The organism is Kribbella sp. NPDC003557 (assembly GCF_040610805.1).
GTDB lineage: Bacteria > Actinomycetota > Actinomycetes > Propionibacteriales > Kribbellaceae > Kribbella.
In genome coordinates this window covers 806,162-827,674 of the sequence record NZ_JBEXMY010000004.1, presented here as the reverse complement: position 1 = coordinate 827,674, position 21,513 = coordinate 806,162, and the positions used below count along the sequence as shown (strand labels likewise).

The following is a 21,513-nucleotide window of genomic DNA, read 5'->3' as shown; positions in this document are numbered from 1 at the left end:
CCGTGCGTTCACGCGTTGTCGACGGGGGGTTGAGATGAGTTCGATCCACGATGTGCGTGCAGACGACAACTCGTGGAACCCGGTGGTCAAGCCGCCGGATCCGAAGTTGGACGACGATTGCGAGCAACCGCTCGAGGCGTGGGGCGTGACGCGGCGGTTCGACTTCGGACAGTTCGTGCTGCTGCAGCAAGAGGGCAAGCTGAACGGCAAGACGACGTCGATGCCTCTGGTCGTGTCGGAGGGCGGATCTGTGTACGGCGAGGGCGAGGACCCCGACGACGATGACCGGCGGCCGCGGATCCGGGCAGCGGCGACGATCGGCGCGGGCGGTCCGTTGCAGGGAGAACCGCTTCCCCGAGGCTCGCTCGCGGAGGCTTTTGGCGGCGTCCCGCTCGACATCGCCTATGTCGCCGGTGACGAGGCGCTGGAACTCGTCACGGCACGTCCCGGTGCGGTGCCGGTTGCGGACATCAGCGCCGTCGTTGCCGGCGATCCAGTGGAGATCAACGGCCGAGAGGTGCGACCACGCTTGGGGGTCGAGGAGGTATCCGCCTTGTGGGGCGGGCGTTCCGTCACCGTTGTGGCGACAGACGCTGACGGTGGCGACCCGACTGTTGTCCGGCTGATGCCGAAGGTCACGGCTGTGGACCTTGACGCGGACGCGGTCGATGCCGTCCTCGCCGGCCGCGAGGTCGGTGTCGCCGGCGGGGGAGTGGTGACGATTCCGCCCACGCCCGAGGTGGCGCAGGCGTTGCTCGCCAACCGGAGCGTCGTCGCACCTGGACTCTTTCAGGACAAGGCACAGCCGTTCCGGCTCACACCGCGCTCCGGAATTCGCGGCGCAGGCGACCAGCCCGCGGCGCGCAGGTTCGTCATCGCCGATGCGCCGGGCTTCTTCGCATCGCCCATGGTGCCGTCGCTCGACGGGCGCCCGATCCAGGTGCCCATGACAGCGGATCTCGCCGCGGGCCTGCGGCGGGACGGCTCGGTACTCACCGACATCAACGGCCGTGACGTCCGGCTGGTGCTCGGGCCCGAGGCCGTCACGAACCCCGGGCGTGGCCAAGGTACATCGGTCATCCTGAACTGGCCCGGTCTCGGACATGAGCCGATCGAGGAGTTGGAGCTGACCTACGACTTCTTCCACAGTCCGTATGGTGAGGGCCTGAAGCACCTTGGCGGGCTCCAAGGAGGCGGCGAATCAGGGACCGAAGTCGTACCGGAGAAGAAGGCTGCGATCCCGCGTCCGAAAGGGCTGCGGGTGGCGGTCTTCCTGCCGTGGCGTCAGGAATGGAAGCTGGTCGGCTTCTCCAGAGGAAACCTGATCTCGAGTATCGCGCTGGCTCCGGGCGAAGAGGTCACCATCCGGGTGTCGCAATGGGAGCGCCGTTCCAAGGCACTGGAGCAGATGTCGGAGACCGAGACGGACATCACCGCCGACTTCACCTCCACCACGCGCGACACCGAGGACGTCTTCCGGGAAATGACGTCGTCGCAGGAGTTTCAGGCGCAGGCCTCGGCGTCGCTGGATGCGAGCTACAGTCCAGGCGTCGCCTCGATCCAGGTCGCCGTCGACGGCAGTATCACCTCCGGCAACAACGTCGGCTCCATCGCCCGGTCGTCGCAGCAGCACATGCAAGAAACGGTGCGACGAGCTACGACGCGGGTTCGTTCGCGGCGGGTCACGAAGATCACTGAGCAGGTAGAGGCGGGCCGCAGCGAGGACGTCGTACGTCATATCCGTAACCCCAACAGCTGCAACACGCTGACCCTCGACTATCACGAGCGGCTGGCCCACTACACGGTCACCACGAAGTTCCTTCCGCAACGGGTGCGTGTCGTGGTGATGATCGAGAATCCGCTGGGTTCGACCGAGTTCACCGGCCTCTTGGTGCGCACGAACGAGACTGCACTCCGTAACGCGCTCCTGAACCCGGAGCTCGCCGACGCGTTCGAGGCCGTTCGCCTCCTGCGCTCGTACGAATTCGCCTGGGACGAGGCTGCGTCGATCGCAGCCAAGTCCAAGGAGGTCGCCGAGCTCGACCGGCAGCGTGCGAAGCAGCAGCAAGGAGCCGGCAGCGGCCAGCAGGACGAGAAGCCGGACCCGCCGCAGCTGAAGGATGTTCTCGCGGCGCTGGCCGAGCTCCGGAAGGCGTCCGACCTCCTCGTCAAGGGCGACTACAAGCCCGCGTTCGGCGACATCGCTGACCGCAGTGACCATCGCGCGACGCCCGATCACGCCCAGTCCGCTCAGCGGTGGCTCTTCCGGACACTCGTGCAGAACAAGGTCAGCGCTTCGCTGGTGGCGAAGATGCGCGAGATCGGGAGCGCGACACTCTCCGTCGAGTACGCGCGCACCTTCGCCGATGCCTTGCCGTCCACGGCGTATCCAGGTCTGACCGACCTGGCCGGCCTCAAGGACACGGACAAAGAGGACGCCGGACTCGCCGCAGCCATCAAGGAGCACTACGGCTGGTTCGGCAACTGGGGCTGGTTCACCGGTCAGGTCCGCGATCAGGGGATGTACAGCCCCGACGACTGCGGCTTCGCGGCGGCGCACCGTCGGCTCACCCAGGCGCTGCGGGACTACGAGGCGAAGGCGTCCGAAGGCGATGCGCTTCTCACCCAGCAGCAGATGGTGGCCGGTGCGAACCAGGAGCAGGCGGCGGCGAACTGGGTCGACAAACTCGAGATGAAGTACGGCCTCGAGGTGGTCGCCGATGCGCATGAGCGGGAGGAAGCGCTCCTGGCTCATCTCAAGGATCACGCCGACTACTACCGATTCGTGCTGTTCCAGGCACTGCCACCGGGTGAGCAGCTCAAGCTCCTCACCGACCTCGCCCCGCAACTGCGAGTCGGCTTCTTCGAGCCACGCGTGGTCGCCAACAACGGTTCGCTGCTCGCCCTTCCCCTGACACCCGTCGGAGAGTCACAGCTGGTGAAGACCGTCGAGGACCTGAAGACCATCCTCGAGAAGGCGTCGGACGAGGCCGCGCAGGCGGAGGAGCGGATGCAGGCCGACGACTACATCTTGCCGACTCCCGGTATGACCGTGACCACGACGCTCGGCGTCTGCGACGGGTGCGGACCGCACGAGCGCGCGATGCACGACATCGAGAAGCGCAAGGCCGCTGCCGAGGCGGGCATTGCCGAGGCCGAGGTACGTCGGCGCGGCCTGCGCCTGGACGACGAGCAGTACGACGACCCGGTCGCGCCACCGCGGCCGCTGCGGATCGAACTGATCACGCACGAGGTCGAACCTGCCGTCGACCCGGTGCCGTAGAGACTGCGATGGCCGGAACAGCGAGCCGGGCGGCCGCGGCCAGTCAGCGTCGCCATTCTGCGCGGCAGCAGCGCTCGCCGTCAGCGCAGCGAGGCTCGGCAGCAAGCTCCGTCGGCCAGGGGAGCGCCTCCAAGGAAGGGACTGAGGCGCTGGTGGTCAGCACGGTGCTGCCTGACGAGGGCGAGCTGGAGCAACGCCGGCGCGAGCTTCAGGCCGGGCTACTTCGACGCAGTCAGGTGGACTGGTCGCGCGTCCCGACCCGTGAGGTCGTACTCGACGTCGCGCTGGCCGCTCTGCCCAAGGAACAGCGAAGTGTCACCATCAAAGCGGACCCCGTCGCTATGGCGGACACCGTTGCCGACTGCCTGAGTCATGGCTGGCCGGCGCTCCTCGAGCTCGTACGCAAGGTGGAGGAGCACCGCGTGCCGAGTCTGACGGAGTTGGTGTACGCCGAAGCCAACGCGGCCATCTACGACATCGTCCCGCAGTTGGCCGAGGTGGAGGATCTGGCCCGCGAGATCGTGCTGCAGCGTCTCAAGCTGAGCGAGGAGCAGGTACGGGCCGCACGGCTGACGTTCCTCGCCGGCCCCGGGGTCGACAGGGCCCCGATCGGCTACCTGCGCTCGACACGGCAGCGGCTGACACTTCGTCCAGGCCCACATCTGACGGCCCTGCGTTCGATGCTGGCGGATCTCGCACCGAGCGAGCGGATGGTTCAGTGGGAGCGAGCCGCCGTGAGGTCGCAGCGCGACCTCGTGCGAGGCAATCCCAACCTGAGTTACATCCTCGACAAGTCGGTCATGCGGCTGCGTGCGTTCGAGCTTCGCCGAGCCCAGCGCGTGTACGAGGTCTCGCAGTACTGGCCGCTGGTCGCCTGGCTGGTCGGCACGGACCCGACGATCGACGACGATGACCTGCTCGCCAGGATTCTCGACGAGCTCGTGACGATCAGCGATGCGATCAGGTCCGTGCGCAGCGCGGTCCATGACGGTGGAGTCTGGGCGACGGACACCATTACCGGTGCGCAAGCGCAAGCCGGGTGGCAGGCGGCGGGTCTGACCATCGGCACAACCCTGACCAACCCCTTCACCCGCAACATGCACAGCCCACGCGGACCCTGGCGCTACCCGCTCATGATCGACGCCGCGTTGCAGGAGCTTGGCTTCTTGCCGCCGTCTCCGGTCGCCGTCGCGGCGAGTTCGGTAACGGCCGGATCGAGCGAGTACAACGGCCTTTCACACCTGATGACAGGAGGCGTGCTGGCGGTCAGCCTGGCCGCTCCTCCCGTCGGCGTGCCCCTCGGCGTCACGACGGCGCTGTGGAATCTGTTCCACGACGTCGTCGACTACCAGGACCAGCGCGACGCTCACCGCGCGGTACTCGACCCGGCCTCTTCGCTTGCTGTGCCACCGAGCCTGCGCCAGGTCGAGGCGTCGATCGTCGGACTGGTCGGGTCGGCCGTCCCCGGATTCGTTCCCGCGCTCGCTTTCGGAGTTACCGAGACGGTGATGCGCCTCAGGCCGGGGACCACACAGTGACCGGCGTGAGCGAAGGTGCTGAGGAACTGCTGGAGCAGGCGCTGAAGACCGAGTCCAGGACGGCCTCGACGCTCGCACGAGCGGCACGTGACCTGACCGAGCACACGCCGCCGAAGTTCATCGTCGGGGTGTCCACGGTCCTACACCAGGCCGCGCAGTTCGCCCCGGCGGCCGAACAGGCCGCGCACGAGTTCCGGTTCGCGTACTGGCGCAAGACGCTGCATCCCGAATCGTGGATCTCCGACACCCTGCTTCAGGTCAAGTCACGCCAACTGAAAGAGGCGCTGGAGGCGGCCGCGCAGAAGGCGGACAAGGCTCTGGCCGACCGAATCCGGGCTGAGATCACCAACGTGGACAAGGCGTTGGCTTGGCTACCGGCCAAGGGCGCGCCGAAGCTGGCTCCGACCAGAGTGACCAAGCTCGGGAAGTTGGAGTCGTTCCTTTACTCGACCGCCGCGCACAACGATGCGACCCTCGATCCTCTGCGCACGGCATTGGCTCGCTGGCACGACGCAGCGAGCGGTTTCGACCCAGCCGAACTGGCGGCCGCCCGTGACGAGCTCTGCGCCAATCTCGGTGCCATCAGCACCAAGAAAGCGACGACGAAGGTCCTCGGCCGTTCCAGCACCTACGTGAAGGCGGTCCAGGAAGCCACGAAGGCGCTCACCAAGCAGCTTCCCGACGAAGGAGCGCTCGAGGTCCTGGGGCAGCTCGGAGTCGCTGTCGGCGATCTCCTCCGCGCCCAGCGCGCGGCCGGTATCACGAAGCGGACCCTCTTCTGGCGGCATCTCTCGCCGGCGATCGAGGCGTCACCGAATGCGTGGGGCCGTCTGGGCCGCAAGATCGCAAGCCTCGAACCGGTGAAGGCCAGCGAAATCGAGAAGGTCAAGGCGCTGGTGACTCGGGTTCGTGCCGCGCTCGCCGAGGCAGTCGGCACGGCGAGTCCGGCCTACCAGTCGTCCATGTCCCGCGCTGTGCGACGCGCTGAAACGCTGGCCGCGACCTTGAACACCGGTGCCGTCCGAAGTGGTGCCACCCCAGCGTGGAAGACGGTCAAGCCGAACGCGGCCATCTTCGCTCCCGGCGCCACGGGCAAGGCCGGAAAACTGTTTGTCGACGACGCGGTGCTCGTCGTCAACGAGACCCTGAACCCGCCCAAGGCTTATGTCCTGTTCGCCGGCCAGATCAAGGCCGGCGATGCCTCCTCTCGCAACGCGATCGCTCAGCTGATCGAAGACCAGACACGGCTGTTCAGTGGCAGTCTGACGATCGGCGGCCGCGAGTTCGCCATGGTGCCACCCACTGACCTGGCCTGGGTCCAGCGGGTCTTCGTCGGCACGACGCGCCCAAGCGGCAGTGCGGCGCTCACGGGACTCGTACAGCACATCGACGCACCCCTGGACGCCGCGGCCCTCGACGACCTGGCACTCGCCTGGCTGGTACGCAGCGGGAAGGTCGTCCCTTGAGTGTCAGGGGACCTTCGGCGGTGTGGCTTCCGGTTTCGCAGGTGTTCCCCGGAATCGTTGAAGGCGGTTGTGGATGCCGTGCAGGATGCCGGTGCCGTTGCGGTACCTGCCGAGTTCGGCGATCCACAGTAGCCAGGCGCCGGCGGCAAGGATCCCGATGAGCCATACGCTCGGCAGCATCCGGTCCTTGATCCTGAGCAGCGCCCAGTGCTGTGCCTCACGGTCGCAGCGTTTGCCGGTCTTCTCCACGTCGAGTTCGGCCAGGCCGCAGGGTGGAGTGGCTTCCGGCGGAGTGACTGCCGGTGTCTCGGCGTACGTTTGGTCGCGCGGCGGGTGTGCGGTCAGCCATGCCGCGAGTGTGGCCGCCATCTGCTCGTGACCGTCCTCGTTGGGATGCAGACTGTTGTGCACCCAGTTCTTCGGGTAGACCTGCGCCTCGACTGACCCATTGACCGACTGCGCGTTGAGAAAGTTCACTCCGGTCTTCGGTCCGTGGTCACACAGCCGCAGCTTGTTCGCGACGAATGTTGTCGGCATCGTGTCCAGGTAGAGGAACTTGGCGGTCGCGGCCTCTTCCCGGATCACGGTGTCGAGTTGGTTGATGAAGCGGTGCAAGAAGTCGATCTCGGTCTTCGCCAAGGCGAGGTCCGGGCACCTGCGCTCCGCGATCGGGTCGGGGTAGGGCACCACCAGGACCGGCGTCCGGAGGTTGCGCTGTTCGAGGATCGACTTGAGTGCGGCATAGGTGGTCCGGATCGCCTGCCGTACGTTGCCGAGGTTCCCGGTCCAGAGCTTCTCCAGTTCGTCGCAGTGTCCGGGGGCCAGGCACGTGGTTCCGATGGTCGCGAACCCGGAGTCGTTGCCTCCGATGCTGAGCAGAACGAGATCGACGTCCGCGCCGCTGTCGAGCAGGGACTCGAGTTGCTGGAACTGGGTCTGTCCGGCGGAGCCGTCCACCGGCTCGCCCGAATACTGCGGGATGCCGCTGGCTGCGGGCAGGTTCAGATGCGAGGTCCGGGCGCCCGAGCAGGCGAACGAGACGACGCCGCCCGGATACTTCGCCGCGCCGAGATTCTCGGCGTAGACGAACGGGTACGCCGTGGGAGCTCGGCGACACTCGTTCGCGCCGGCGTCATCGGTTCCCTGGAAGAAGGAGCCGGCACCCTCTCCGGACATGTACGAGTCGCCCAGCGCGACGATCATCCGGCCGGCGCTCGGCGCGGGCGGAGCCGGCGTGGGATGGGCTGCGATGACGGCCATGACAAGCAACAGCCCGGCGACGAGGACGGTGTCGGCCTGCGTTCGGGCTGCGATCAGGCCGAGCAGGAAGAATCCGGCGACGCCGAGTACCAGCACGGGCCGGTAGATCTGTCCGAGTTGCTGAAGCAACAACACGGTGAGGATCCCGAGGACGAGTAGGCCCACCACGGTGAAGATCCGAATGTTGCGGTCGCGCCGAGCCATGACTCCGGGGTGGCGGAGGACATCCGCGGAGAACAGGGAGACACCCACCGGGGCGGCCACGAGCGAGCCGCCCAGAAGGATCAGTGGAACCCAGGGCCACCATGCGCCCGGATCCTTCGACGGCATCATTACGAGCCAGCCGACGACGAAGCTTGCGACGCAGATCGCGAGAGCGACGGGCCCTCGCCAGGGTGCGCCACACGTGGAGGCGCGGGCCGCGAGCAGGAGATGCCCGAAGGCGACGTACCCGGCGACCGACCCGACGACCCCGAGACCGTCGACGTCGAGCAGCAGCCAGATGCCGATCAGGACGAATCCGCCCAACCATACGGCCATCGCGAGCCAGATGTCCCGGCTGTGCTTCGATTGCTCGTCGATCGTCCCGAGCAATCGCAGCAGACCCCATACGATCAGACCGACGCCGGCGGCGACATACACGACCGCCGGAACGTCGCCGCCCACGAACTTCGATCCCACCAGGATCAGAACTCCGATACTCAGCGGGATCCACACCCTCTTGTCCCGTGCAGCAGAGCGCGCTGATGGTGCCGTCGCTTCCTGTGCTGACCCTGAATCGGCCATGTCGCCCCCTGTTGCACGTCCGGTCCGAGCATCGAACCTGCCCCTTGCTCTTCGGACCGAACGGTGGGGCCGGCAAATACATTGCGACGTTGTAGGGACGATCAGTTGTTCAAAGTCAACTGGTTTGGTTGACATTCAGGCCTCCATCTCAGATTTCGGGACCGCGCCGTACCGGCCCTGATCGCCATGAGCTTGTCTGAAAAACATTTGCACGAAAGCTAGGCAAGACCGGTCTCTCTCGCTAATCTTTTCCGCGATCTGGTGGATGAGAGGAGCGTGCGTGTGAGGTCGAGATCGCCTGGGGACGTGCTCGCGTCCCGGGCCTATACCGCCGCTGACCGGTTCGCCCGGGTGGTCGCGCTCAATGTGTTGTGGCTGGTCGCGTGTCTGCCGGTGGTCACGGCCGGGCCGGCCACCGCGGCGGTGTTCGGGGTCGTCCGGGACTGGAACCGGGGCCTCGAGCCGCCGTTGGCGCGGTCGTTCCTGCGGTACTTCCGGGAAAACTTCCGGCAGGCGTTCGTGCTGCAGTTCCTGTTCCTGGTGCTGTTCCTGCCGACGGGCACGGTCGTCGCCGCGGCGCTGGCAGCGGTGATCGCGGCGTACGCGTTCACGCTGATGGTCGGCTACGAGATGTCGCTGCCGCAGATCCTCAAAGCGTCCGTCCAGCTCGCCGTCGGCAAACCGGCGGCCACCGCGAAAACCCTTGGTTTGCTGGCGTTCGCGGTAGCTCTGACGGTCGTGTTCCCGGCGGCGCCGCTGCTGGTGACGGGCCTGCTGGTCGCGTCGGTCCAGCGCTGGTGCGCCCCGTGATCCGGGCCCGGCGGTACTGGGTTCTGTACGTCATGCTCGTCCCGGCGCTGGTGTATCTCGCGGTCTACAAGTACGCGCCGATGTACGGCATCGTGGTCGCGTTCAAGGATTACTCGCTGGGCGAGGGCATCGTCGCCAGCCCGTGGGTGCACCCCTGGTACGGCCACTTCAGCGAGCTGTTCGGATCGCCGTACTTCGGCCAGCTGCTGCGCAACACGTTCCTGCTGTCGATCTACAAGATCGTCTGGGGTACGGCGCTGCCGCTGGTGCTGGCGTTGTTGCTGAACGAGTGCCGGCTGACCTGGATGCGGCGCTGGGTGCAGACGCTCAGCTACATGCCGCACTTCCTGTCCTGGGTGATCATCTTCGGCATCACCGGCGCGTTCCTGTCCGAGAGCACCGGCCTGGTGAATCGTTGGCTCGAGCAACTGACCGGCCACACCATCGGTTTCCTCACGAGCACGGACTGGTTCCGGACGGTGCTGGTCGGGACCGAGGTATGGAAGGACATGGGCTGGGGCGCGATCATCTACCTGGCGGCGATGGTCGGTATCGACCCGTCCCGCTACGAGGTCGCCAAGGTCGACGGCGCGAACCGGCTGCGGCAGATCTGGCACATCACGCTGCCGGGGATCCGCAACGTCATCATCCTGCTGCTGGTGCTGCGCCTCGGCCATGTGCTGGAGGCGGGGTTCGAGCAGGTGTACATCTTCTACAACCTGCAGGTGTACCCGGTCGCCGACATCCTCGACACCTGGGTGTTCCGCACCGGCCTGGAGAACCTCAACTTCTCGCTGGCCGCGGCCGCGGGCCTGTTCAAGTCGATCATCGGGCTGGTGCTGATCCTGGCCGCCAACCGGATCGCCAAGCGCTGGGACGGTCAACTGTGGTGACACTGGTCAGGACCAGGATCAAGACCCGCCCCGGCACCCGCAGCACGACTCGCATCAGCAGCCGCGAGGACCGGATCGCCAACGGCATCGTGTACCTCGCCCTGATCGTGGTGGCGATCGTCTGCGTCTTCCCGCTGCTGTTCGTGGTCGCCGCCTCGATCACGCCGTACGGCGAGGTGCTCCGCAACGGTGGCTATGTCGTGATCCCGCGATCGATCACGTTCGACGCCTACCGCGAGCTGCTGTCCGATCCGGCGATCCCGCGGGCGTTGTCGGTGACGGTGTTCATCACGGTCGTCGGCACCGCGCTGAACATGCTGCTGACCACGTTGATGGCCTATCCGCTGTCCCGCAAGGACCTGCCGGGGCGCAGCGCGGTGCTCCTGATCGCGTTGTTCACGACGGTGTTCGGCGCCGGGATGATCCCGACGTACCTGATCGTCAAGGCCACCGGTCTGCTCGACACCGTCTGGGCGATGATCGTCCCGGGCGCGGTGTCGGTGTTCAACGTGCTGATCATGAAGACGTTCTTCGAAGGCATCCCCGAGGAACTCGTCGACGCGGCCCGGATCGACGGCGCCGGCGAGTTGCGGATCCTGATCCAGGTGCTGCTGCCGCTCTCGGTGCCGGTGATGCTCACGCTCGGCCTGTTCTACGGGGTCTCGCACTGGAACGAATTCTTCCAGGCCGTCCTCTATGTCCGCGACCAGGATCTGCTGCCGCTGCAGGTGGTGGTGCGCAACCTGCTGGCGCGTTCGCAGGCGACCGAGAACGCGGACGCCGTCCTGCCGTTGGTGACCGTGCAGATGGCCGCGGTCGTGGTCGCGGCGATCCCGATGATCGCTGTCTATCCGTTCGTGCAGAAGCACTTCCAGAAGGGCGTTCTGCTCGGTTCCGTGAAGGGCTGAATCAACTAGGAGTAGAGATGTACAGAAGTGTTGTTGCGGTTGCCCTCGGCGGCGCGTTGTTGCTCACGGCGTGCTCGTCGGGGGAAGGAGGCGCGGACGGAGCCGCGGACACGGAAGTGTCGGTCAGCGAGGTCTCGTTCGGTGCGACGCCGCCGAAGGACGACGTCATCGGGCAGGCGCTGAAGAAGGAGCTGGGCCTGGACGTCAAGCTCAACGCCGTCGGTTCGAGCGACGACTACTACGCCCAGCTCTCCGCGTCGCTGGCCGGTGGGGATGCGCCCGACTTGTTCCAGGTGGACCGCTCGCGGCTGCAGCAGTTCGTCAAGCAGGGCCTGGTGCTCGACCTGACGAAGTACCTGGACTCGGACCTCAAGCAGTACACGGCGTTCGTCGGCAAGGACCAGATGAAGGCGGCGATCCTCGACGGCAAGACGTACGGCGTCGTGAAGCGCCCGCAGTACGCGTACAGCACGTACTGGATCCGCAAGGACTGGCTGGACAAGCTGGGTCTGGCCGTACCGAAGACGACCGACGACCTGTTCACGGTCGCGACCGCCTTCACCACGAAGGACCCGGACGGTAACGGGAAGCCGGACACCTACGGGATCACCGGCGGCAAGGACGCCGATCCGTGGGCGCCGCTGTGGGGCGGGTTCGGAACCGGTGGCCCCGGCGCGGAGTACGTCGAGGACGGCAAGATCGTCAACGGCTACCAGGATCCGGACACCAAGACCGCACTGGAGTACGTCGCCAAGCTGGTCAGCGCGAAGGTGGTGGACCCCGACTACTCCAGCAGCACGCTTGCACAGGCTCAGGAGCGTGCCATGCAGGGCAAGGCCGGGATCCTCTGCCAGAGCTGGCCGCAGATGACCAAGCCCGAGTTCACCGCGTCCGCGAAGAAGGCACAGCCGGGTGCGCAGTGGATCCAGCTGGCGCCGCTCGCCGGACCGGGTGGTCCGGGGGCGATGGCCTATGACGAGAACTTCGCGTCGATCTACGCGATCCCGGCCAAGGTCGCCAAGGACGAGGCGAAGCTCAAGAACATCATGAAGTTCGTCGAGTACATCTCGGGTCAGGACGGCAATCGGCTGGTCTCGTACGGCATCGAGGGCACCCACTACACCGTTGCCGACGGCAAGGTCAAGGCGACGCCGAAGCTGGCGACCGACGGCGGCTGGTTCTGGCTCTACCAGCTGACCGGACGGGACGAGGGCGAGTATCTCGGGATCAAGTTCGCCGCGCAGAAGAAGGAGATCGACTTCGCCGCGAAGCAGCCGCTGCTGGACACCTACACGAGCCTGGTGGTCAATCCGAACGGCTACAACCAGGTCGACGCCGACCGGTACTCGAACGAGCAGCTGGTCCAGTTCATCAGCGGGAAGAAGCCGCTCTCGCAGTACGACGCCTTCGTCAGCGACCTGACGAACAAGTTCGGCTACGGCAAGTACGTCGACAGTGCACAGCAGCAACTGACCGATCTCGGACTGGCCAAGTGAAAGCAGGCAGTCCGAGCCCGGTCGCGCTGGTCAAACGGGCCCTGCCGGAGCTGAGCGGTTCGCTCCGGCGGGTCGCCGACCAGATCCTGGCGAATCCGGACGAGGTCTCGCGCGGTTCGATCACCAAGCTGGCCGAGGCCGCGCAGACCTCGGCCTCGGCGGTCACCCGGCTGTCGACGCATCTCGGGTACGCCGGGTACCCGGCGCTGCGGGCCGCGCTGGCGATGGAGGTCGGCCGCGGTCTGGAGGCCGGCTGGACGAGTGACATCGGGTCGGCGATCGGCCCGGCGGATCCGCCCGAGCAGGTGCTGAACGTGCTGGCGTCGACGCAGGCGAACGCGTTGCGGACCGCGTTGTCGGCGATCGACCTGGACGCGGCGACCCGGGTCGCGGACGCGATCGCGGCCGCTCGCCGTACCCACATCTACGGCGAGTGGGGCGACGCGATCCCGGCGCGGGAGCTGTACATCCGGCTGTTGCGGATCGGGATCCCGGTGTGGTTCTTCGACGGTCCGCAGTCGTCGGAGATCGGCGCCGGACTGCTCGGCGAGGGCGACGTCGCGCTGGTCGTGACGCGCTCGGGCCACGACAACACCATGCTCGAGTACGTCAAGCGTTCCAAGGCACGGAGTGCGCTGACCGTGGCGATCACCGGCGTCCCCGCATCACCGCTCGGGCGCGCCGCCGACGTCACCCTCGACACCGGTACGCCGGTCGGCGGGACCTGGACCGAGTTCTTCGCCGGCCGCGCGAGCGACACCCTGACCGCGGGTCTGCTGTTCGTGCTGGTCGCGCAGCGCGTCCCCGATCACCTCACCGCCAACGCGCCGAACGGGCCGGGGCAACCCGTCGTCCGTCCTGACAGCTGAAGGGCTTCCCATGGCCATGTTCGACTTCCCCCTCGACAAGCTCCGCGAGTACCGGCCCGAGGTGGCCGCGCCCGCCGACCTGGTCGACTTCTGGCGCCGCTCGATCGAGAAGGCGCGCACCGACGACCTGTCCGCCACGTTCACCCCGATCGACAACAAGCTCGCGGTGATCGACACCTACGACGTCACCTACGCCGGCTTCGACGGCTCGCCCGTGAAGGGCTGGCTGCATGTCCCGGCCGGCGCGACCGGTCCGCTGCCGACCGTCGTGCAGTACCACGGGTACTCCGGCGGCCGCGGGATCCCGCACGCGACCACGTTGTGGGCGCAGGCCGGCTACGCCCACTTCGTCACCGACACCCGCGGGCAGGGCTGGACGGCCGGCGGCAGCAGTACGCCGGACGACAGCCCGTACGCCGGTCTGAACCACACCCCGGGATTCCTGACGGCGGGGATCACGGATCCGGAGACGTACTACTACCGCCGGGTCTTCATCGACGGGGTCCGGGCCCTCGACGCCGCCCGCACCTCGCCGCTCGTCGACCCCGGCAAGCTCGTCGTCGCCGGGGTCAGCCAGGGTGGCGGTATCGCGATCGCGGCCGCCGGTCTCGCGCCGATCGCCGGGATCGAGCTGCTCGGCTGCGCGCCCGACGTACCGTTCCTGTGCCACTTCCAGCGGGCCCTCCAAATCACCGACCACGGCCGCTACAACGAGATCACCCAGTACCTGAAGGGTTTCCGGCACCACGCCGACGCCGCGCTGAACACGCTCGGGTACTTCGACGGCGTCAACCTCGGCCGGCTGGCCACGGCGCCGGCGCTGTTCTCGGTCGCGCTGATGGACGCCACCTGCCCGCCCTCGACGGTCTTCGCTGCCTTCAACCACTACGGCAGCGACCAGAAGGAGATCGAGGTCTATCCCTACAACGAGCACGAAGGAGGACAGACGTACCAGCAGCTCGCCCAGCTCGACTGGTTCGCGAACATCTTCAGGAAGTAGGAAATTGATGAGAACAAGATTGCTGGTGTCCGGCTTCGTGAGTGTCCTCCTGGCGGGCGCACTCACAAGTCCCGCCCAGGCCGCCGGTGCGACGTACTACGTATCGCCCAGCGGCAGTGACAGCAACAGCGGTCTCTCGGCCGACCAGGCCTGGAAGACGATCGGCAAGGTCAACAGCTCCACCTACCCACAAGGCAGCCTCATCTCCTTCGAAGGCGGGCAGACGTTCACCGGCTGCCTGGTCTTCAACTCCACCAACGTCCCGGCGTCGTCCGCGTCGGTGCCGTTCCGGGTCGCGTCGTACGGCACCGGGAAGGCGACGATCAGCTCCAGCTGCACCGGTGACTACTCGGCGGCCGTCACCGCGGACGCCGTGAACGGTTTCCAGCTGAACAACGTCAAACTCGTCAACGGCGGCACCACCGCGGCCGGTGTGCTGCTGCAGAACCAGACCTCGTCGACCGCGACCAGCGGCCTGCAGATCAACAACGCCGACATCTCGGGCTTCGCCACACCGAGCGGCAGCACCAGCACGTTCGGCGGGCAGATCATGGTGCTCGGCTACGCGGTCAACGGGAACTCAGGACCGTTGAACGACGTACAGATCGTCAACAACAAGCTGTACGGCGCCAGCGTGACGTCGAACGCCGGACCGGGCGTCTACGGCTGGGGCTCCGGGGTCAACATCACCAACGTCCGGGTCGAGGGCAACACCGTCTACAACCTCGGCATGGCGCCCAACTCGACCGGCGCCGCGATTACCGCGAACGGCTGGAACACCGCACTCATCCAGCGCAACATCGTGCACGACATCGGCGCGAACGTGACGTCCTGCGGCGGCACCAGCGGCATCATGTCGTACACGTCGAACAACATCACCATTCGCAACAACGAGGTGTACAAGGTCCAGCCGGTGCCGGCGTACACGGCGGGCTGCGACTGGGACGGCATCGACCTCGACGGCGGTACGACGAACTCGCTCGTCGAGTACAACTACACCCACGACAACGCCGGCAGCGGGCTGCTCGCCTACACCTCGACGGCCGCGTCTCGTGTCTGGGGACCGAACACCTACCGGTACAACATCTCGCAGAACGACGACTGGGCGTTGGCGCAGGGCGGCCTGATGGACGTCGTGCCGGCCGCGCCGAAGAACGCGCTGTCGATCTACGGCAACACGTTCTTCAGTAACAAGGACCAGAGCGCGAACAAGAAGCAGGGCGCCAGCGCGTGCTTCAACTTCGGCTACAGCACGGGCGTCTGGGCCGCCGGCTCGCAGATCAAGGACAACATCTGCTACCTGACGAACCGGAACAACTTCGGCAAGACCGGTCAGTTCTACTACAACCCCTACAACCAGACCGGCATGACGCTGGCCAACAACCTGTACTACGGGACGAACACCGGCGGCTGGCGCTGGAGCGGCACGACGTACGCCGACTTCGCGGCCTGGACCGCCGCCGGACTCGAATCGGGCGCCGTGTGGGGCGACCCGCTCTTCACCTCACCCGGCGCCGGCGGCACCTGCACCTGGTCACCGCCGTCCGGAACCGGCCCGCAACCGTGCCCGCAGGCCTACACCCTCAAGACCGGCTCCCCGGCCCTCGGAGCCGGAACCCCGGTCTCCGGCAACGGCGGTGTCGACTACTTCGGCACCACCATCCCCAACCCACCCAACATCGGCGCCGACGCCGGCTAGCCCCGCGCCCGGCATCGGCCTCCCACCGCACCGGGGGAGGCCGATGCCGACCGAGCTCACACAGCGGTCATCGCCTGAGCCTGCGCAGGTAGGTGCCGAGTGCTGCGAGGCCCAGCGTGGCCGGCGTGATGATCGCGATCGGTAGAGCGGCGCCCGTGTTGAGGGTCTGCCGGGCGGTCACTGTGACGTGGACCGGCGGGCTGACGACGGCAGGCGTGTTGTCGCCGGGCAGTAGGACGGCGTAGACGGCGAAGTGGCCGGCGTTGACGGCCTGGACCTCCCAGTCGAGTTGGGTCTCGGGCGTCGGCGGTACCGGTCGCGTCACGTCCCTGGCCCAGTCCTCGAGGTCGACGTACGTGCCGTCGAGGCTGGTGACGTTGAGGTGGGCGATCATGCGGCTTCCGCCGTCGGCCTGGGTGACCGTGGATTCCAGCGTCAGGGTCTGCCCGATGGTGGCGTCGAGGGTCTGCTGGCCGAAGGTGATGGTGGGCTGCGGCGGCTGCACCGTTTGCAGGGCGATCATGACCGCGGCCAGGGTGTTCATCGGGCGCTCACTCCTCCGGTCAGGCTGACGAGCCGTGGCGCCGCCGCGATCAGCACGCTGCCTGCGACCGCGGCGAGGACGACGGGCGCCGCGAGGTAGCTGAGATCGTGGGTCCAGCTCTGCCGGCTGACCAGGACCGTCGAGATGTAGTGCAGTGCCGAGCCGATCGGGTTGATCCGGACCAGGGCCTCGCCGAATCCGGTCTTCGGCAGCGCCGGCACCTGTGTAGGGGCGAACAGTACGAAGAGCAGCAGCAGGCTGGTCGCGAGGCTGGTCTTGTTGGAGCCGGCGACCGCGCTGATCAGCAGTCCGAGGCAGCCCAGTCCTGCGGCAACCGTCGTTCCGACACCGAGGGCGAGGACAACCGCCTGACGAGTGACCGCGACCCCGTGCCCGAGCGCCCACAAGTACGGAACGGCGACGATCAGGCAACCGAACCAGAGCGTCATCGCGGCGCACAGCTTGCCGCCGACGATCGACCGCCGTGAGACCGGCGTGAGGAGCAGCGACTCGAGAGTGCCGCGCTCGCGTTCCCCGCTGATCGCGTCGGCGCTGACCACGAGGGTGAGCAGGACACCTACGGCGAGGGCGACCTGGAGGGTCAGGTTGACGGCCTCGCGGTGCTCGAGGAAGTTCAGGGCCTGGTTCGTGGCCGACAGGTAGGTCATGGCGCTGAGGAGCAGGCTGAAGGTGAAGACGAGCAGCGGTCCGCGGCCGCGCGCCCAGAGGTCACTGCACTCCTGCTCGGCCAGTACGGTCCATCGCGTCGTCGCTGCGTTCATGACGAGGCCTCCCGGGTCAGATCGAGGAAGGCGTCGCTGAAGCTGGTGCTGTCGGCCTCGAAGCCCAGCACCGGAATCTCTGCGGCGATCAATGCGCGCAGTACGTCGTTCCAGGCGATGGTCTCTGCCTGCAGCTCTATGGTGTCCGGCCGGTCGGGCGCGACAGTGGCACTGAGCGCGCGGAGTCGCCGCAGGACCTGGAGTGCGTAATCTGCGCGACCGGGCGGGACCCGGAGCAGCCCTGTGCGGTGGACTCCCACCGACCTCGTCACTTCCTCGACGCTGCCCGCGGCGAGCAGTCGACCGTGATCGAGGATCAGCAGCGTCGTGCAGACCTCTTCGACTTCGGGAAGGAGGTGTGTGGACAGCACCACCGTGGCTCCACGCTCCGCGGCGATGCGGCGGATGGTCGTGAGGATCTCGCGCTGTCCGGCCGGGTCGAGACCGAGGGTCGGCTCGTCCAGGAACACGACGGCCGGGTCGTTCACGAGGGCCCGGGCGATGCCGAGTCGTTGGCGCAGGCCGCGGCTGTACGTCGAGATCGGCCGGCCGGCGTGCTGGGCGAGTCCGACATCGCCAAGGAGCCGGTCCGCAACGGTCTCGGCCTGCCGGCGGGTGGCGCCGAAGAGCCGCGCGGCGTAACGCAGGTAGTCGGCGCCGGTCTGGTGCTCCGGATAGCCCGCGCTCTCGGGCAGTACGCCGATGTGTTCCCGGATCCGGGCCGTCTGGTTGCCGGGTACGCCGTTGACCGTGAAGGTGCCGCTGGTCGGTCGCAGGATCGTCGTGAGCAGGCGGATCGTCGTCGTCTTGCCGGCGCCGTTGGGGCCCAGCAGCCCGACGATCTCACCCGGCCGGGCGCTGAAGGTCAGCTCGTCGAGCGCGGTGCGAGCGCCGTACCGCTTGCTGAGCCGAGCAGCCTCGATGGTCGCCATGGACACGACGGTAGAACCGGGACGCTGAACGACGGCTGAACGGTTTTCAGCCCGCTGTCAGAGCCGTTGGCGCATGATCGTCTTGGAAGGTGATGCGTCATGCGGGCACTGGTGGTGGAGGACGAGAAGCGCCTCGCGGCGGGCCTGCGCAACGGTCTCGAGGCCGAGGGGTTCGCGGTCGACGTGGCGCTGACGGGCACCGACGGCCTCTGGCTGGCGCGCGAGGAGTCGTACGACGCGATCGTGCTGGACGTGATGCTGCCCGGGGTGGACGGCTTCGACATCTGCTCGACGCTGCGCAACGAGCGCGTCTGGACGCCGATCCTGATGCTGACCGCCAGGGACGCCGACGCCGACCAGGTGCGGGCGTTGGACACCGGCGCCGACGACTACCTGACCAAGCCGTTCTCGTACGCCGTACTGATCGCCCGGCTGCGGGCGTTGCTGCGCCGCGGTGCGGCGGAGCGGCCGGCGGTGATCTGCGCCGGCGATCTGCGGCTGGATCCCGCGGCACGCCGGATCTGGCGTGGCGAGGTCGAGGTGGGGCTGACGGCACGAGAGTTCTCGCTGCTGGAGTTCCTGATCCGGCATCGCGGTGAGGCGGTGTCCAAGCGGACCATCCTGGACCACGTCTGGGACTACGACTTCGAGGGTGATCCGAACATCGTCGAGGTCTACGTGCGGCGGTTGCGGAACAAGCTGGATCGTCCGTTCGGCAAGGGTTCGCTGCAGACCCTCCGGGGTTCCGGGTATCGGCTGGCCGACGATGGCGGCTGAGGTCGGACGGCGGGGGATGAGCGTCCGGTTGCGCCTGACGCTGATCGCGACGCTGGTCGTCGGCGGAGCGCTGGTCGCGGGTGGGTTCGTGCTGGTCGGGCTGCTCAGCTCCGCGCTGACCGATCAGGTGTGCGCGGCTACGGGGGAGCGGGCGGCGTACTTGGCGTCCACGGCTGCGCCAGAGGTGGACGCCCCACCGTCGGTGGAGTTGGTGCAGTACCTCGATCGCTCCGGTGCCGTGGTCGGCAGGTCCGACGCGGCGCGCCTGGCGGATCCGGGTGCGCGGTGCGTGGCCGTCGAGCCGCCGGGGCACGACGAGGACTACGCGTTCGTGTCGGCCGCCGTCACTCGCCCTCGTCCGGACGGAGCGGAACAGGTGGTGGTCGGGAGGCCGCTGGTCGACGTACTGGACTCGACGAGATACCTCACCCGCGTGCTGGTGATCGGGTTGCTGCTGGTGCTGGTACTCGTGGCTCTCGTCACCTGGCTGGTGGCCGGCCGGGTGCTCGCGCCGGTGGCCGCGATCCGCCGTGAGGTCGACGAGATCTCGGCGACCGAGCTGCACCGGCGGGTGCCGACGCGACACAGCGCCGACGAGATCGGCCGGCTGGCGACCACGATGAACCGGATGCTCGATCGGCTCGAACACGCCCACGACAGTCACCGGCGCTTCGTCGCGGACGCCTCGCACGAGCTGCGGTCGCCGGTGGCCTCGATCCGTCAGCACGCCGAGGTGGCGCTGGCCCATCCGGACCGTACGACGCTCGGCGCGCTGGCCGGGACCGTGCTGGCCGAGGATCTGCGGATGCAGCGGCTGATCGACGACCTGCTGGTGCTGGCCAAGGCCGACGAACGGAACATCCGGTTGCCGATGGCATCGATCGACCTCGACGACCTGGTCTTCGACGAGGCGCGACGGCTGCGCGATCGGACCGATCTGCTGATCGGCACGAGCGCGGTCTCCGCGGGCAGGGTGAGCGGCGACGAGGCGTCGTTGCGGCGGCTGGTGGCCAACCTCGCCGAGAACGCCGCCCGGTACGCCCGCGGCCGGATCGCGTTCGGGCTGGTGGAGGCCGACGGACTGGTCGTCCTGAGCGTCTCCGACGACGGGCCGGGCATCCCGCCCGCGGAGCGCGACCGCGTCTTCGAGCGCTTCGTCCGCGTCGGCGAGGACCGATCGCGCGCCGACGGCGGCAGCGGCCTCGGCCTCGCCATCGTCGCGCAGGTCGCCCGCACACACGGCGGCAACGTCCAGGTCGCCCGAAGCCTCCTCGGCGGAGCCACCCTGGAGGTACGCCTGCCGGCCGCCGACGCCTGACCGGATTGCCCGGGGTCAGCGATGGCGGGTGCGGGCTTTGGCGGCGGCTTCGGTGCGTCGGCGGGCGCCCAGTTTGGCGAGGATGTTGTGGACGTGGTTCTTGACCGTGCTGATCTCGATGCACAGACGTCCGGCGATCTCCTTGTTCGAGAGCCCGTCGTCAATGAGATCGAGGATCTGGCGTTCGCGGGTGGTGAGCTGGGTCGAGCCGGACTGCTCGGCCGCCTGACCGGCGGCGGACCCGATCCGGCGGAGCAGGGCAGCGGTCACTCTGGGCGGGCAGGCGGAGTCGCCGCGGGCGACGGCGGTCGCGGTCGTGACGACGTCGCCCAGGCTTGCCTCGCAGGCGACGAAACCCGGCGACCCCGGCGGTCACGCAAGCGATGATCGTCTCGTCGTCCTCGGGCGCGCCGAGGACGACCAGCCGCGGGCCGGGACGATCCGCCGGCCGGGCGGGGACGAGCGGTACGCCGTACCGGGGGTGGACGTCCACGAGGACGACGTCGGGCCTGACCCCATCGCCCAGATCGTCCAGATCGGCGGCGGTCCCGATCACATCGATACCGGCGACCTGTCGCAGGGCCGCCGCCAGATTCTCCCGGTGAATGCGCACCGGCCCGACGATCGCGACGACCACCGATCCGGCAGCGCGGTACCCGCTCCCGCCCTCACGCTCTGCCGTCGTCGTTGCAACGAACGCTTGTGCCATGGCCCCCTCCAGCAAAACGTGGACCAGGTCGCGCCGCCCCGTTCGGCCGCGTCCCGGAACGCGGCGAATATCCCCTCCTACAGAGTGCTACAAGCCAGGTCCGACGGGGAGGTCCAAACTCGGAGGCCCGGATCTTTTGGTTCACGTCGACTCGTCACAAGGCCCGGGATCACACGAGATTCGGCGCCGGCGGCAGGTCGAGCGACGGCTTGTCGTCGACCTTCGCGGCCCGGCCGTCGAGGGTGAAGTGAACCCGGCCGGTCGGGTAGATCCAGATCTCGTCGAGCGTGTGCGCGCGGAACTCGGCGACCATCGCGGCACTCGCGTTCCGCGGCAGGGTCGTCGTGGTCCAGTAGCCGATCCTGGCCGGGCGCCCGAGCAGGGCCTGCACGGTCGCCTTGTCCTGGCGCAGGAGGCGCGTTCGCTGATCGGTCAGAGGCATG

General features: G+C 67.7%; 18 protein-coding genes. 12 read left to right on the top strand and 6 right to left on the bottom strand.

Annotation, left to right across the window (positions count from 1 at the left end; all coding sequences use genetic code 11):
- Window positions 1-52: 52 nt before the first annotated feature.
- From ABZW60_RS20270 to ABZW60_RS20260, 3 genes are all read left to right on the top strand, one after another.
- Window positions 53-3,283, top strand: a complete 3,231-nt coding sequence (locus ABZW60_RS20270) for a hypothetical protein (RefSeq protein WP_355478908.1) — start codon at window positions 53-55, stop codon at window positions 3,281-3,283.
- Between the two features lie 152 nt (window positions 3,284-3,435).
- Complete coding sequence (locus tag ABZW60_RS20265) at window positions 3,436-4,821, top strand: hypothetical protein (RefSeq protein WP_355478907.1); 1,386 nt, start codon at window positions 3,436-3,438, stop codon at window positions 4,819-4,821.
- Window positions 4,822-4,826: 5 nt separating this feature from the next.
- Window positions 4,827-6,287 (top strand): hypothetical protein, encoded by a 1,461-nt coding sequence (locus ABZW60_RS20260; RefSeq protein WP_355478905.1) that lies wholly within the window; start codon window positions 4,827-4,829, stop codon window positions 6,285-6,287.
- Between the two features lie 3 nt (window positions 6,288-6,290).
- Here ABZW60_RS20260 and ABZW60_RS20255 read toward each other — a convergent pair whose 3' ends face one another.
- Window positions 6,291-8,468, bottom strand: a complete 2,178-nt coding sequence (locus tag ABZW60_RS20255; RefSeq protein WP_355478903.1) for an SGNH/GDSL hydrolase family protein — start codon at window positions 8,466-8,468, stop codon at window positions 6,291-6,293.
- Window positions 8,469-8,615: 147 nt separating this feature from the next.
- On the opposite strand from ABZW60_RS20255, the gene ABZW60_RS20250 reads away from it, so the two are divergent.
- Genes ABZW60_RS20250 through ABZW60_RS20220 form a run of 7 tightly spaced genes read left to right on the top strand, consistent with a single transcriptional unit; the run spans window position 8,616 to window position 16,008 of the window.
- Complete coding sequence (locus tag ABZW60_RS20250) at window positions 8,616-9,143, top strand: YesL family protein (RefSeq protein WP_355478901.1); 528 nt, start codon at window positions 8,616-8,618, stop codon at window positions 9,141-9,143.
- Window positions 9,140-10,036, top strand: coding sequence for an ABC transporter permease subunit (locus ABZW60_RS20245; RefSeq protein WP_355478899.1), 897 nt, complete (start codon window positions 9,140-9,142; stop codon window positions 10,034-10,036). The genes ABZW60_RS20250 and ABZW60_RS20245 overlap by 4 nt, the downstream gene beginning before the upstream one ends.
- Window positions 10,033-10,944: a carbohydrate ABC transporter permease gene (locus tag ABZW60_RS20240; protein WP_355478897.1), complete on the top strand. Its 912-nt coding sequence runs from the start codon at window positions 10,033-10,035 to the stop codon at window positions 10,942-10,944. Before ABZW60_RS20245 ends, ABZW60_RS20240 begins: the two co-directional genes overlap by 4 nt.
- A gap of 17 nt (window positions 10,945-10,961) precedes the next feature.
- Window positions 10,962-12,440, top strand: coding sequence for an extracellular solute-binding protein (locus ABZW60_RS20235; RefSeq protein WP_355478895.1), 1,479 nt, complete (start codon window positions 10,962-10,964; stop codon window positions 12,438-12,440).
- A complete protein-coding gene (locus ABZW60_RS20230) occupies window positions 12,437-13,309 on the top strand; it encodes a MurR/RpiR family transcriptional regulator (RefSeq protein ID WP_355478893.1) in 873 nt (290 codons plus the stop codon). The genes ABZW60_RS20235 and ABZW60_RS20230 overlap by 4 nt, the downstream gene beginning before the upstream one ends.
- A gap of 10 nt (window positions 13,310-13,319) precedes the next feature.
- Window positions 13,320-14,309: an acetylxylan esterase gene (locus ABZW60_RS20225; RefSeq protein ID WP_355478891.1), complete on the top strand. Its 990-nt coding sequence runs from the start codon at window positions 13,320-13,322 to the stop codon at window positions 14,307-14,309.
- Window positions 14,310-14,316: 7 nt separating this feature from the next.
- Complete coding sequence (locus tag ABZW60_RS20220; protein ID WP_355478889.1) at window positions 14,317-16,008, top strand: right-handed parallel beta-helix repeat-containing protein; 1,692 nt, start codon at window positions 14,317-14,319, stop codon at window positions 16,006-16,008.
- A 67-nt stretch (window positions 16,009-16,075) separates the two neighbouring features.
- Here ABZW60_RS20220 and ABZW60_RS20215 read toward each other — a convergent pair whose 3' ends face one another.
- The 3 genes from ABZW60_RS20215 to ABZW60_RS20205 are packed head-to-tail and all read right to left on the bottom strand — an operon-like array spanning window position 16,076 to window position 18,266.
- On the bottom strand, window positions 16,076-16,552 hold the full coding sequence (locus ABZW60_RS20215) for a hypothetical protein (protein WP_355478887.1): 477 nt from the start codon (window positions 16,550-16,552) through the stop codon (window positions 16,076-16,078).
- Window positions 16,549-17,334 (bottom strand): ABC transporter permease subunit, encoded by a 786-nt coding sequence (locus tag ABZW60_RS20210; RefSeq protein WP_355478885.1) that lies wholly within the window; start codon window positions 17,332-17,334, stop codon window positions 16,549-16,551. Before ABZW60_RS20210 ends, ABZW60_RS20215 begins: the two co-directional genes overlap by 4 nt.
- A complete protein-coding gene (locus ABZW60_RS20205) occupies window positions 17,331-18,266 on the bottom strand; it encodes an ABC transporter ATP-binding protein (protein ID WP_355478883.1) in 936 nt (311 codons plus the stop codon). Before ABZW60_RS20205 ends, ABZW60_RS20210 begins: the two co-directional genes overlap by 4 nt.
- A gap of 99 nt (window positions 18,267-18,365) precedes the next feature.
- Between ABZW60_RS20205 and ABZW60_RS20200 the strand changes: the two genes are divergently transcribed.
- Window positions 18,366-19,043, top strand: coding sequence for a response regulator transcription factor (locus ABZW60_RS20200; protein WP_355478881.1), 678 nt, complete (start codon window positions 18,366-18,368; stop codon window positions 19,041-19,043).
- Window positions 19,044-19,059: 16 nt separating this feature from the next.
- Window positions 19,060-20,361 carry a HAMP domain-containing sensor histidine kinase gene (locus ABZW60_RS20195; protein ID WP_355478879.1) on the top strand — a complete coding sequence of 434 codons (1,302 nt, stop codon included), beginning with the start codon at window positions 19,060-19,062 and terminating at the stop codon, window positions 20,359-20,361.
- A gap of 15 nt (window positions 20,362-20,376) precedes the next feature.
- Here the strand turns inward: ABZW60_RS20195 and ABZW60_RS20190 are convergent, their stop codons facing one another.
- Both ABZW60_RS20190 and ABZW60_RS20185 read right to left on the bottom strand, forming a co-directional pair.
- Window positions 20,377-20,631, bottom strand: a complete 255-nt coding sequence (locus ABZW60_RS20190; RefSeq protein WP_355478877.1) for a LuxR C-terminal-related transcriptional regulator — start codon at window positions 20,629-20,631, stop codon at window positions 20,377-20,379.
- 608 nt (window positions 20,632-21,239) lie between these two features.
- The gene (locus tag ABZW60_RS20185) at window positions 21,240-21,512 is read right to left on the bottom strand and encodes a hypothetical protein (RefSeq protein WP_355478875.1); all 273 of its coding nucleotides are present in this window, start codon (window positions 21,510-21,512) and stop codon (window positions 21,240-21,242) included.
- Between the last annotated feature and the right edge of the window lies 1 nt (window position 21,513).